Origin of the sequence: Chryseobacterium caseinilyticum, assembly GCF_014837145.1 — a bacterium.
GTDB lineage: Bacteria > Bacteroidota > Bacteroidia > Flavobacteriales > Weeksellaceae > Chryseobacterium > Chryseobacterium caseinilyticum.
The window spans coordinates 959,827-973,052 of sequence record NZ_JACYFS010000001.1 but is presented as its reverse complement, the minus strand read 5'-3'; the positions used below and the strand labels follow the sequence as shown (position 1 = coordinate 973,052).

Genomic DNA, 13,226 nt, shown 5'->3' with positions numbered 1-13,226 from the left:
AACTAACCAAAAAAAATAATATTTTTATTGTCTCAAATTGAGAATTAAACAACAGAACTATATATGAACGTAAAATTAACAAAAGGGTTTGGGTTGATTGCAGTGCTCTATTTTACTGCGAATTTCAGTGCACAGACAATTCCGAAAGATACTGTACAAAAAGAGCAGAAGATTGAGGAAGTTGTGGTGATTGGATATGGATCCGTAAAAAAATCAAACTTAACAAGTGCAGTTTCTACTGTGAAGGCTGAAAGTTTTGATGACAGGCCCATTTACAATGTAGGACAGGCCTTGCAGGGAAATGCTGCAGGTGTGAACGTGATTCAGTCTTCCGGAAAGCCTGGTGCTGCGATTGATGTGAAAATCAGAGGAAACAATTCTATCTCATCAAGTGTAAACCCGCTGTATGTAGTGGATGGAATTCAGACCTTTGACATCAGCGGAATTAATCCTGACGATATTACCGATATGACGATTTTAAAAGATGCAACTTCTGCTGCAATTTACGGGATTAATGGTTCATCAGGTGTTGTAATTATTACAACTAAGAGAGGGAAAGTAAATAAGCCACAATTAGCATTCAATGCCTATTGGGGAATGTCTAAAACCGTGAACAATATTGATGTACTAAATTTAGATCAGTATAAGGCTTTGATGGGAGAAATAAATCCGTCATACCTTACAACTATTAATAATCCCCGATATGTGGGTATCAACACCAACTGGAGAGACGAAGTTTTCAGAACAGGTTTTGATCAGAATTACAATGTAAACTATTCTTTTGGTAACGAAAAAGTAAGAGCTTACACTGCATTAGGTTATCAGGGAATTGACGGAATTATTGATCCTGCGAGATTCGACAGAGTTTCGGCAAAGGTAAATCTAGATGCAAAAATTACCAATTGGCTGAAACTGACGGGTAATTTTAATTACATCAATACAACGCTTAAAAATACCAATGACAATTTGGGAACATCAAGAGGCGGCGTTATTTTAAGTGCTTTAAATACACCATCATTTTTACCGATTTACGGTAGTCAGCTTGCTGTCAGAGAAACGGATGTCAATGGAAATTATCTGGATGGTTACAAAGACGGTCAGTTTGCGTTGAACCCATTTCAGTCATCTTGGGAAAATCCGGTAGCTTATCAATCAAGACAAAATGAAACACAAACTCAGCGTTTCATGAGTAATTTGGGACTGGAAGTTAATTTACTTAAAAACTTGGTCTGGAAACCAACTGTTTCATTTGACTTAATTGATGTGACAAATGACCAATTCACAGATGGCTATCAAACAAGTTATGGAAGACAGCAAAAAGGTATTGGTGGAAAATATTTATCAAAATATCAGGATTTAAATATTGAAAACACCTTGACCTATACCATCAAATCGGGAGTACACGATTTAGCTTTATTAGGAGGAAATCAGATCCACGAGAAAAGAAATTCATGGAATAATTTTGAAGGAAATAATTTCCCGGAAGGAACGACTTTCTTTGATTACAATACGGTAATTGATAATAAAAGAGAAACTTTAGTAAAAGAGCATTTGCGTGAGCTTTCATTTTTCGGAAGAGCTTTATATACCTATGATAATAAATACACCATCATGGGAGTTTTCAGATACAACGGTAGTTCAGCATTAGCACCGGGAAATAAATGGGGATTCTTCCCTGGAGTTTCCGGAGCATGGACGGTTTCCAATGAAGATTTCATGGCAGACAGCAAAATTTTCTCAGAGTTAAAACTAAGAGGAGGATGGGGACAGAGTGGTAACGCATCAGGAATTCCGCCGTATTCTCATTATAATTTGGAAAGATTGTCAAGATTAGGTCCAGATGGTGTTTGGTTTAGTCATCAGTGGGACAGTAGCGACTTAGGTTGGGAGACAACTACAGATGCGAATGTAGGTATTGATTTTGGCTTTCTGAACAACAGAATTAAATTAAGCGCAGATGCTTACAAAAGAAAAACTAATGATTTAATTGTTCCTATTTCATTTGAAAGTGCCGGTATCGGAAATATCCTGAAGAATATTGGAAGCATGGAAAATAAGGGACTAGAATTTGCGCTGACCACTCAGAATTTTAAAGGTGAAAACTTCAACTGGAATACCAACTTCAATATTTCATTTACGAAAAATAAGGTTTTAAATTTAAATTACAGACCTAATATTGATGTAGCAAACATTGAAACCGTAGGAGCCAACTTAGTTAGATTTACACCGGGTCAGGCAATTAGTTCTTTTTACGGCTATCAGGTGAGTCATGTCGATTCTCAAACAGGGGATTTGGTATATAAAGACAATAATGGGAATGGTATTTTTGATCCTAATGACAGAACAATAATTGGAAATCCAAATCCTGATTTTAGTTTTGGTTTCAGTAATAATTTCTCGTATAAAAACTTTTATTTAGATGTTTTGGTGACAGGATCTTACGGAGGAGAAATTTACAATGCTTCAAGATTTGATCTTGAAATGATGAACGATTTTAAAAACCAGTCTGCAGTAGTTTTAAACAGATGGACAACCCCTGGGCAAATAACCAATACACCAAGGGCAAATTCTACCAGCTCACAATATGTTTCAGACAGATTTGTAGAAGATGGCTCATTTATTAAAATAAAAAGTGCTACCCTTGGTTATAATTTCTTAAGTCCATTTAAGGGTGTAAGTAAAATAAATCTTTATGTGACCGGACAAAATCTGGTAACCTGGACAGATTACACAGGATTTGATCCGGAAGTTAATGCATTCAACACTACAAACGGGGTTTCCGGTGTAGATTACGGAACTTATCCTCAGGTAAGAACATTTATTTTTGGTCTTAAAGCTAATTTTTAATTAAAATTCTCATGAAAATCAACAAAACAATATATTATTTTTTGCTTGGAGCAACTTTAACAGTTGGAACAACTTCTTGCAGTGATTATTTAGATACAGAGCCACTTACAGACAGAGCAGTGCCAGATAATGATACGCCTTATACAAAAGCGGATGAAGCGGAAGGTTTGATGACTGTGATTTACACAGATTTGGGTAACGAATACTGGCAGTTGGATTATTTTTTTAATGGTGATGCTCAAACTGATGTAGCTCATGCCGGAAGTGATAATATTCAGAATTTCCAGATTGATGAGTACAGAATTATCGCAACCAATTCAAACGTCAACAGAGACTGGAATTATTTGTTCAGATTTATAAACAATTGTAACAAAGTTCTAAATTATGTAGACAATATTCCAGATCCCGCCTTGACGACTTCACGTAAAGCGGAAATGAAAGCCGAAGCTGCCATTATGCGGGCAATGTACAATTTTCACGGAGTACAGTTGTGGGGAGATTTTCCTTTAGTTACAAAAGCAGTAGTGGGAGTAAATGCAGGTAATTTTGATGAAGTTTACAGTCAGGTTTATCCTGCAAGAAAGGCGGTTAATGAGGTGTATACCCAGATAATTTCAGATTTGGAGGGAGCTTTGGCTAGTGCACCTGCAAGTTCAAATAAATACAGAGCGAATAGAGGATTAGCTTTAGCATTGCTGGCAAAAGTATATGCTACAAAACCAAATCCGGATTACGCAAAAGTTTTAGACTATACAACGCAGTTAATGGGACAAGGATATTCTTTGCTTCCAAATTACGACCATTTATTTGATGGAGCTCATGAAGCCAATGCAGAATCCATTTTTGAATCCAATGGAAACGCAGGAAACCTTTGGGCATGGGGCTCTTCGATGTTCTATGGAACAGACTGGAAAAAATTCAATACACCTTCGTATGATCTTGTAAATACATTCAATACTGAAAATGATTTGGTGAGAAAAAATTCAAGTATTTGGGTTTCTCCTACTGCTGTCGGCTGGTCAGATAACTATTGGCCGAGTTCGGCATTTCCTTTTATGAATAAAATGAGAATCACTACAGGTCATCAGAATTTCTATGTGATGCGTTACGCAGATTTACTTTTGATAAGAGCTGAAGCATTAGTGCGTCAGGGAAATTTCACGGATGCTGCAACTTTGGTTAATCAGGTAAGAGCAAGAGCCAACTCAGGTTTAACACCGGTTACTATTGCAAATACCGACGATGGAATTAATAAAATTCTTAAAGAAAGAAAACTGGAACTTGCATTTGAAGGCCACCGTTGGTTTGATTTGAAACGTACAGGAAAAGCAATTGAAATCCTTTCGCAACAGAAAAATGCTGCTGGAAATCTTCTTCCGTACGTCAATAATCTAAATCAAAACAGATTATTATGGCCAATTCCACAAACACAATTGGATAATAATCCCAATCTAACCCAAAACCCCGGTTACTAAATATGTTAAAGAAAAAATCATATAGTTTCTTTTCAAAGAGTACTGCACTGCTTTTCAGCGGTGTGGTACTTTTATCTTTAGGTTCTTGTGCATCAACAATTTCTACGAAAAATCAGGTTCAGTCATGGCTTACAAAAGGAGATGAAAGCGTAAAATTACAGCAACAGCTACCCTTGGTTTTTGTGAACACATCCAATAATTTTCAGAATATTGAAATTGACGATACCCAAAAGTTTCAATATGTTGACGGTTTCGGATTTACATTAACAGGTGGAAGTGTTGAAGTAATCAACCGTCTCTCACCGGCAAAAAGAAAAGTATTACTGAACGAACTTTTCGGGAAAGATGAAAATTCGATTTCGATCAGTTATTTAAGATTAAGCATCGGCGCATCAGATTTGGATGGTGAAGTTTTTTCTTACGATGATTTGCCTCAGGGACAGACTGATCGCACTTTATCTAAATTCAGTCTGGTGAGAGATCAAGATTTAATTTTGATGTTAAAAGAAATTTTAAACATCAATCCGAAAATCAAAATCATTGCAGCTCCCTGGTCGCCTCCTGTTTGGATGAAAGACAACGGAAAATCAATTGGTGGAAGTTTGAAACCTGAGTTTTATGATACCTATGCAAACTATTTTGTCAAATACATTCAGGGAATGGCTAAAGAAGGAATAATAATCGATGCTGTAACTCCACAAAACGAACCTTTGCATCCCGGAAACAATCCGAGTTTGTTGATGGTTTCAGATCAGCAGAGAGATTTTATTAAGCAAAGTTTGGGACCCATTTTTAAGTCAAATAAAATTAAAACTAAAATTGTGGTTTACGATCACAATTGCAACAAACCTGAATACGCTATTAATATTTTAAATGATGCTGAAGCAAACCAATATATCGATGGCTCAGCTTTTCATTTGTACGAAGGCGATATTTCAGCTTTAAGCACTGTTTATAAAGCTCATCCGAACAAAAATTTATATTTCACAGAACAATGGACTGGATCAAAAGGAACTTTTGATGGAGATTTAAACTGGCACGCAAAAAATGTAATTATAGGTTCGATGAGGAACTGGAGCAAAATTGCTTTGGAATGGAACCTGGCAAATGATACTGATTTTAAACCACACACTCCGGGAGGTTGTACAGAATGTAAAGGTGCCATTACGGTTTCAGATAGAGAAAACTTCACAAGAAATGTAGGATATTATATCATTGCTCACGCTTCGAAATTTGTTCCTGCCAACTCACAAAGAATTTCTTCAACGCAGACCGACCAACTTTCAACAGTGGCTTTCAAAACTCCCGAAGGAAAAACAGTTTTGATTGTGCAGAATTACAGTAAGACAGACGAAAATTTTAATATCAAATTTAAAAATAAAACTGCTCCGGTAAACATTACAGCAAGTTCTGTTGCTACATATGTTTTTTAAATTTTAAAAATGACGAATTTAAAAGTTTTTAGAATGAAAACTTTGTGTTCTTTGCTAAGTAGAACGCTTTTGCGAGCTTAAAAATCAACAGAATTATTTGCAAAAAAATCTTTGTGGACTTTGCGTTTAAAATTAATTAAAGTTTCCAGCAAAAATTAAATTACAATGAAAAAACTTTATTTCATATTAACCTTTACAGCATTCGGATTCAACGCATTCGGACAGAAAACAGTCGACCAGAAAGTCTCTGAGCTTCTCTCTAAAATGACTTTAGAAGAAAAAATCGGTCAGCTCGTTCAGTACAGTGGTTTTGAATATGCCACAGGTCCTCAGAATTCCAATTCTGCTAATGTTTTAAATGAAATCAAAATAGGGAAAGTCGGTTCTATGCTGAATGTGGCAGGAGCAGAGGAGACCAGAAAATTTCAGGAATTAGCGTTAAAATCAAGATTAAAAATTCCAATGTTGTTTGGTCAGGATGTGATTCATGGCTACAGAACTACTTTTCCTGTGAATTTGGGTCAGGCGGCGAGTTGGGATTTAAATTTAATTGAAAAATCTGAAAGAATTGCTGCAACAGAAGCCTCTGCGTACGGAATTCACTGGACGTTTGCTCCGATGGTCGATATTGCAAGAGATCCGAGATGGGGCAGAGTGATGGAAGGTTCGGGCGAAGATACTTACTTGGGAACGCAGATTGGTTTGGCAAGAATCAAGGGTTTTCAGGGGAAAGGTCTTGGAAATCTTGATGCGATTATGGCTTGTGCAAAACATTTTGCAGCGTATGGAGCAGCAGTTGGCGGAAGAGATTATAATTCTGTTGACATGAGTTTAAGACAGCTTCATGGAACCTACCTGCCACCTTTCAAAGCTGCGGCAGATGCTGGCGTTGCGACTTTTATGAATTCGTTTAATGATATCAATGGAATTCCTGCAACGGCAAACCAATATATTTTAAGAGATATTTTAAAAGGTCAATGGAACTATAAAGGTTTTGTGGTTTCGGACTGGGGAAGTATTGGGGAAATGGTTCCTCACGGTTACGCCAAAGACAATAAAGAAGCTGCAGAAAAAGCCATCAACGCCGGAAGTGACATGGATATGGAAAGCCGTGCGTACATGGCCGAGCTTCCGAAATTAGTTCAGGAAAGAAAAGTGGATCCTAAATTAATTGATGATGCAGCAAGAAGAATTTTGGTTAAGAAATTTGAGATGGGATTATTTGACGATCCTTACAGATTCAGCAGTGAGAAGAGACAGAAAGAACAGTTAAACAATCAGGAGCATAGAAAATTCGGAAGAGAATTTGGTTCGAAATCGATTGTCTTGTTAAAAAATGAAAAGAATATTCTTCCGCTTTCAAAGTCGACAAAAACGGTTGCGCTGATCGGACCTTTCGGAAAAGAGACGGTCGCCAATCACGGCTTTTGGTCTGTGGCTTTTAAAGATGATAACGAAAGAATTGTAACGCAGTTTGACGGTATTAAAAATCAGTTGGACAAAAACTCGACATTGCTGTATGCAAAGGGCGCTAACGTAGATGATCAGGATAAGTCCATGTTTGCTGAAGCTGTGGAAACGGCAAAAAAAGCAGATGTTGTGATTATGACTTTAGGCGAAGGTCACGCCATGAGCGGTGAAGCGAAAAGCAGAAGCAATCTTCATTTTTCCGGTGTTCAGGAAGATTTGCTGAAGGAAATTGCCAAGACCGGAAAGCCGACTGTTTTAATGATTAACGCAGGAAGACCATTGGTCTTCGATTGGGCAGCAGACAATATCCCAACCATTGTTTACACCTGGTGGCTGGGAACTGAAGCAGGGAATTCTATTGCAGATATTCTTTTCGGCACTGTTAATCCGGGTGGAAAAGTACCGATGACTTTTCCGAGAACGGTGGGTCAGGTTCCTATTTATTACAATCACTACAATACCGGAAGACCTGCAAAAAATAATACGGACAGAAATTATGTTTCAGCTTACATCGATCTGGATAACGACCCGAAATTTCCTTTTGGATATGGGTTAAGCTATACTCAGTTTAAATATGCTGACATGAAATTAAGTTCGACAAGTTTGAAAGGAAATCAGAGTATAAACATCAATGTTGCTGTTTCCAATACCGGAAATTACGACGGGGAAGAAGTGGTGCAGCTGTACATCAGAGATTTGGTGGGAAAAGTGGTAAGACCTGTGAAAGAATTGAAAGGCTTTCAAAAAGTTTTCATTAAAAAAGGAGAAACTAAAACAGTCACATTTACATTGACTCCTGAAAATTTAAAATTCTATGATGATGCTTTAAACTACGATTGGGAAGCCGGAGAATTTGATATTATGGTGGGAACCGATTCTCAGAATGTTCAGACAAAAAGAATTAATTGGGAAAAATAATCATTGTATCAATAGGAGCGGGCTTTAGCCCGCTTTCGTAGGTAAAAGACATTTGGTTTTAACCAAAATCTACACATTATCTATGTGTGATTTTTGTGTAAAACATAGGCTGTCAGACAAATATAGTTTCCATTTATGAAAAGTAGAATTCAATATATTTTCCATCCAATCATCGCAGGGACTTTAGTTCTCTCATTATTAAATTGTGTTTCAAACAAACCCGATTCAAGCAGAAAATTAATCTGGAGCGACGAGTTTAATTACAAAGGCCTGCCTGATTCCACCAAATGGCATTACGATGTCGGTGGCGATGGTTATGGCAATAACGAAGCTCAGTTTTATACCAAAAACAGATTGGAAAATGCAAGAGTAGAAGACGGAAATCTTGTGATCGAAGCCAAAAAAGAAAACTGGGAAAAGATTAAATATACTTCGGCAAGACTTTTGACAAAAGGAAAATTTTCATTTCAATATGGAACAGTTGAAGTCCGTGCAAAACTTCCGAAAGGTCGGGGAACATGGCCTGCCATCTGGATGATGAGCGAAAATATGAAAGAATGGCCGGATGACGGTGAGCTGGATATTATGGAACATGTGGGTTTCAACCAAGGATTTGTACATGCATCGGTTCACACTAAAAAGTATAATCACATCATCAATACCCAGAAGACAGACACTTTGTTTGTAAAAGATGCCAGCGAAAAGTTCCATGTCTACAAAGCGGATTGGACGCCTGAAAAAATTGATGTCTATATCGATGATCAGAAGTTTTTCACCTATGAAAATAAAGAAAAGACTTATGAATCCTGGCCTTTTGATCAACCCTATTTTATTATTCTAAATCTTGCCGTGGGCGGATTTTGGGGTGGAAAAGAAGGAATTGATGATTCTGTTTTTCCGCAGAGATATAAGATTGATTATGTGAGAGTCTATCAGAGAAAGAAATAAACCACACTTCATATTAACATTTTTATTAAGTTTCGGCAGGGCAATTGTTCTGCCGGAACTGTTTCCAAACAAATTAAATTTTATAAGTTGTCAAAATGTTTCGTTTAAAATCAAAAAAAATCCGAAACAAAAAGTTCCGGATTTAAATATACAATTGAAAAATTACTTATTACCCATGATTACTCAACATCATACTTGCTGATCACTTTCTGAGTAACGCCAGAGCTGCTGAAACCTCCGTCATGGAAGAGATTCTGCATAGTGACTTTCTTGGTTAAATCTGAGAATAAAGTTACACAGTAATCCGCGCATTCAAGAGCAGTAGCATTTCCTAACGGAGACATATCTTCCGCATATCCCATAAATCCTCCAAAACCTTTCACACCGCTTCCTGCCGTAGTTGGAGTAGGAGATTGAGAAACTGTGTTTACACGTACTTTTCTCTGTCCCCAGTAGTTTCCGAAAGTTCTTGCGATGCTTTCAAGATATGCTTTGTTGTCAGACATATCGTTGTAATCAGGGAATGTTCTCTGAGCAGCGATATAAGTCAGCGCCAAGATGCTTCCCCATTCGTTCATACAGTCTTTCTCATAAGCTACTCTCATCACTTTGTGGAACGAAACTGCCGAGATATCCCAACCTTTTTCCAACCAGTCGTAGTTCATTTCTGTATAGTGTTTTCCTTTTCTTACGTTGATAGACATTCCGATAGAGTGCAGGATAAAGTCGATTTTACCAAATTTTGCAACTGCGGCATCAAAAAGTTTTTCAAGATCTTCGATGGAGGTAGCATCTGCACCAATCACTTCAGAACCAGTTTTTTCAGCCAAAGCATTCAATTCTCCCATTCTGAGGGCGATAGGAGCGTTTGATAAGATAAATTCCGCACCTTCTTCATGACATCTTTCTGCAACTTTCCAAGCGATTGATTGTTCATTAAGGGCTCCAAATATAATTCCCTTCTTGCCTTTAAGTAAACCGTATGACATAGTATTTTAATGTTTATTAATCCACAAATGTAACGATTATTTGTGTTGTAAGCATAATAAAAAACGAAGCCTTACTTAAAAGGCTTCGTTTTTTTTGAAATATTTATATGACTGAATTCTAATTTGTTTTTTTATTCCATTCTGCCTTCACATCTTCTGCGGCATCTTTGGTTTTTTCCCAAGCATCGCTTGCTCCCTGCTTAATATCTTCCCAGGTATCTCCAGCTTTTTCTTTTGCTCTTTCAAGCCAGCCTTCGCTTGTTGCTTCCTCGTCGTTATTTCTTCTTTCGTTGATATAATCTTTAGCTCTGTCTGCTAAATCTTCAACTTTCCACTTTGCGTTGTCTGCAGTGTTTTTCAAAGAATCTTTGGTGTTGTCTACTGCGTTTTCTGCTTTGTTGTAATCTTGATTTTCCATTATATTTAATTATTTAAGGTGTTATATTTTATATTTAAACAATAAGCATTCCTAAGAAAGTTCTGCAAATGTTAAAATTGTCATAAATTAATTTTGTCGGTCTGTCATGATAAAAATAATTTATCAAAAGTCAGAATTTTCACTCAAAATAATTTTTCATTGTGTCAAGTCTCATATGATTAAAATTCTATATAATTTAAAATATTAGATAAATTATTTATGCTAATCAGTTAAAAATTGATTTATATTAATGTTTTTATGTTTAATAATTAAATATATTTGCACCTGAAAAATTCAAATGAACTTCAATGAAAAAAAAGATAGTTTCCTTCTCAGCTTTATTTCTGATTTCTTTTAATACGGTTTATGGGCAGGTCGGCATTGGCACCACCACACCAGACCAGTCATCAATACTTCACCTTAACAGTACAAACAAAGGTCTTCTGCTGACGAGCATTGCGCTGACATCATCAACAGATAATACCACGATTCCGTCTCCGGCAGCAGGACTGCTTATCTGGAATAACGGTACAGGCGGCTTCAGTCCGGCTGGCTTATACTATTGGGACAATGCCAAATGGAATATTTTGTCAACAGGACTTACCACAACAGGAATCGGTACAACATCCGGCTGGAACACCACTGGAAATAATTCAGGCAGCAGTTCCGGAGCAGGTACAGCCATGTCTCTTGGAACTTCCACCTTTGATGATCTGATTTTTAAAGTTAATAATACATACGCAGGAAGGCTGGGAACTAATAATTCTGTACAGCTGGGAACGGGAACTTCGGCATCTCAAAGCGGAACTGCTGTTGGGCAAAATGCTAAGTCTACCAGCAACGAAAGCACTGCAGTAGGAGCAAATTCAACTGCGGCAGGATTTCAGTCAGCTGCTTTTGGGTATAATTCCAAAACAAATTCCAACAGTGAGACTGCAATCGGTTACAATACAGTGACAAACGGGCAAAACTCAACGGCTTTAGGTTCCGGAGCGTCTGCTACAGGGCAAAATTCGTCTGCGATAGGATATGGTGCTGCGACAACTCAGGCCAATGCAATTGTTCTGGGAAATTCAGGAGCTAATATCGGTATTGGAACAAATTCACCGAATACGTCAGCTAAACTCGATGTTAACGGACAGTTTAAATTGGGAGAGAAAGGAAGTATTATAAGAAATATAGTAAGTTTTGAAACCTGGCCGGGCGTATCCATCAACAATCTTTCTGCCGGAGGTTCTGCCGAAATTGATATTGCAGTTCCTGCTGCAGCACAGATCAGCTCGGGCAGAGCAAGCATTGTGGTTTCGCCTGCAGGAGATTTTCCTGGTAATTCTACTTTTGCAGTTTCAAATCCGAGGTACACTTCCGCCTCCAACATCAGAATTAATGTAACCAATATTTCCGGTGCTGCGGCGAGTCTTTATTACGGACATTTTTTTGTGACTGTGAATGAATTTTAGAAGGAAACGGGAGTATAGGAATATTTTTCAGATAACTTACGATTTAAAATTGTCCCAATCTCACGTGCCATTTGATAATTTTTTTTCCGGATTTAATGTCCTCTGTAAATATAAAATGTCAAATAAACACATGATTTTGAGGTTTTTACATTTATGGTGATATACATTATAACTAGTGTTTTTAGGGTAGACTGATTTCCGAATAATGATGATTTTAACGAAATTTTTATTAAAAGTCAAAAATTATTTCCCTGCCGATATAGCTTTCGTAAAATATTTACAAATAATCATAATTTTTCTTTATGTTTGAACCGTAAAATATTTTCTAAAGACTATAATTTAAAATTACTGATAATCAATGAAACTAAAATTACTCATTCTTGTAACGTGCATTTACAGTGTACAGGTTTTTTCACAGCAATATTACGGCAAACAGCAGTCTAAAAATCTTCCTAAAGTTGAATTTATCTTAGCTGACGGTTCTAAAGTTGACGCTTTCTTCGTAGGATATACCTATCCCAACGGTACTTATCCGGGCTTTTTCGATAAGGATGATATCTACAATTTTGTTTATAAAAAAACGAAAACATCAGCCGATGAAAAATTTGGTGCAAATGAAGTGAAACTGGTGAAAATTTATGATGACCATGATGATGTAGTGAATGCCATTGAAAGACTGGACATGAAATATATCGATAAAAACGGTCAGGTTTCAGACAAGAAAAAAAGATCGTTTCAGCCGATGCTTTATGATGGAAAATTACAGATTTTCGGTTCAAATCTTACTATCTGCACAGGTGCAGCCTGTAACTATGTCTATTCTAAAATCTATATCAAAAATGCAAAGGATGATTTTGCTGTAATGCCTGTGGATTACGATAAGATGGGACTTTTTGCAGGATCACTTTATGATAAGATGGCGGAAGCATTTAAGTACGCCGGCAGAGACTGTCCCGAATTCCTGAAATATATGGAACAGTTTGATGCAAAACTTGAAGATAAAGAATTCAAAAAAGAAATTGCTACAAGATTTAAAGGGATCAGAAAAAAGGCTTATGAAGATGCAAAGAAAGATAAATTAGGATATAACGGCACACAGGAACTGATAGGTCAGTACATGCTTCAGGCTTACCTTGATTTCTATGGAGGCATCGTAAGGGAATACGAAAAAAATTGCCCCAATTAATTTAATCAAAAAGGATTTCAACATTTGAAATCCTTTTTATTTTATGTAAGTCTAAAGTTGCAATTATTTTTTTTTATTATCG

Annotated in this window: 9 protein-coding genes; 7 read left to right on the top strand and 2 right to left on the bottom strand. The window is 36.9% G+C overall.

Features of this window, described 5'->3' with window-relative positions; all coding sequences use genetic code 11:
* Positions 1-63 precede the first annotated feature (63 nt).
* From IC610_RS04655 to IC610_RS04635, 5 genes are all read left to right on the top strand, one after another.
* The gene (locus IC610_RS04655) at positions 64-2,847 is read left to right on the top strand and encodes a SusC/RagA family TonB-linked outer membrane protein (protein WP_191735449.1); all 2,784 of its coding nucleotides are present in this window, start codon (positions 64-66) and stop codon (positions 2,845-2,847) included.
* 11 nt (positions 2,848-2,858) lie between these two features.
* Entirely contained in the window at positions 2,859-4,322 is a 1,464-nt protein-coding gene (locus IC610_RS04650) for a RagB/SusD family nutrient uptake outer membrane protein (RefSeq protein ID WP_191735448.1), read from the top strand.
* Positions 4,323-4,324: 2 nt separating this feature from the next.
* Positions 4,325-5,755, top strand: coding sequence for a glycoside hydrolase family 30 protein (locus tag IC610_RS04645; RefSeq protein WP_191735447.1), 1,431 nt, complete (start codon positions 4,325-4,327; stop codon positions 5,753-5,755).
* Positions 5,756-5,920: 165 nt separating this feature from the next.
* Positions 5,921-8,143: a beta-glucosidase BglX gene (gene bglX / locus IC610_RS04640; protein ID WP_191735446.1), complete on the top strand. Its 2,223-nt coding sequence runs from the start codon at positions 5,921-5,923 to the stop codon at positions 8,141-8,143.
* Between the two features lie 135 nt (positions 8,144-8,278).
* Positions 8,279-9,091, top strand: a complete 813-nt coding sequence (locus tag IC610_RS04635; protein ID WP_191735445.1) for a glycoside hydrolase family 16 protein — start codon at positions 8,279-8,281, stop codon at positions 9,089-9,091.
* 179 nt (positions 9,092-9,270) lie between these two features.
* On the opposite strand, the gene IC610_RS04630 is transcribed toward IC610_RS04635, so the two are convergent.
* Complete coding sequence (locus tag IC610_RS04630) at positions 9,271-10,080, bottom strand: enoyl-ACP reductase FabI (protein ID WP_056079442.1); 810 nt, start codon at positions 10,078-10,080, stop codon at positions 9,271-9,273.
* Between the two features lie 118 nt (positions 10,081-10,198).
* Entirely contained in the window at positions 10,199-10,498 is a 300-nt protein-coding gene (locus tag IC610_RS04625; RefSeq protein ID WP_128414276.1) for a hypothetical protein, read from the bottom strand.
* A gap of 308 nt (positions 10,499-10,806) precedes the next feature.
* Between IC610_RS04625 and IC610_RS04620 the strand changes: the two genes are divergently transcribed.
* Together IC610_RS04620 and IC610_RS04615 are read left to right on the top strand one after the other, a co-directional pair.
* Positions 10,807-11,958 (top strand): hypothetical protein, encoded by a 1,152-nt coding sequence (locus tag IC610_RS04620; protein ID WP_191735444.1) that lies wholly within the window; start codon positions 10,807-10,809, stop codon positions 11,956-11,958.
* A gap of 358 nt (positions 11,959-12,316) precedes the next feature.
* Positions 12,317-13,144: a hypothetical protein gene (locus IC610_RS04615; RefSeq protein ID WP_191735443.1), complete on the top strand. Its 828-nt coding sequence runs from the start codon at positions 12,317-12,319 to the stop codon at positions 13,142-13,144.
* Positions 13,145-13,226: the final 82 nt, after the last annotated feature.

Coding starts and splice junctions, on each gene's coding strand:
- IC610_RS04615 (WP_191735443.1), top strand. CDS start 12,317: ATGAAACTAAAATTACTCATTCTTGTAACGTGCATTTACAGTGTACAG.
- IC610_RS04635 (WP_191735445.1), top strand. CDS start 8,279: ATGAAAAGTAGAATTCAATATATTTTCCATCCAATCATCGCAGGGACT.
- IC610_RS04620 (WP_191735444.1), top strand. CDS start 10,807: ATGAAAAAAAAGATAGTTTCCTTCTCAGCTTTATTTCTGATTTCTTTT.
- bglX (WP_191735446.1), top strand. CDS start 5,921: ATGAAAAAACTTTATTTCATATTAACCTTTACAGCATTCGGATTCAAC.
- IC610_RS04645 (WP_191735447.1), top strand. CDS start 4,325: ATGTTAAAGAAAAAATCATATAGTTTCTTTTCAAAGAGTACTGCACTG.
- IC610_RS04625 (WP_128414276.1), bottom strand. CDS start 10,498: ATGGAAAATCAAGATTACAACAAAGCAGAAAACGCAGTAGACAACACC.
- IC610_RS04655 (WP_191735449.1), top strand. CDS start 64: ATGAACGTAAAATTAACAAAAGGGTTTGGGTTGATTGCAGTGCTCTAT.
- IC610_RS04630 (WP_056079442.1), bottom strand. CDS start 10,080: ATGTCATACGGTTTACTTAAAGGCAAGAAGGGAATTATATTTGGAGCC.
- IC610_RS04650 (WP_191735448.1), top strand. CDS start 2,859: ATGAAAATCAACAAAACAATATATTATTTTTTGCTTGGAGCAACTTTA.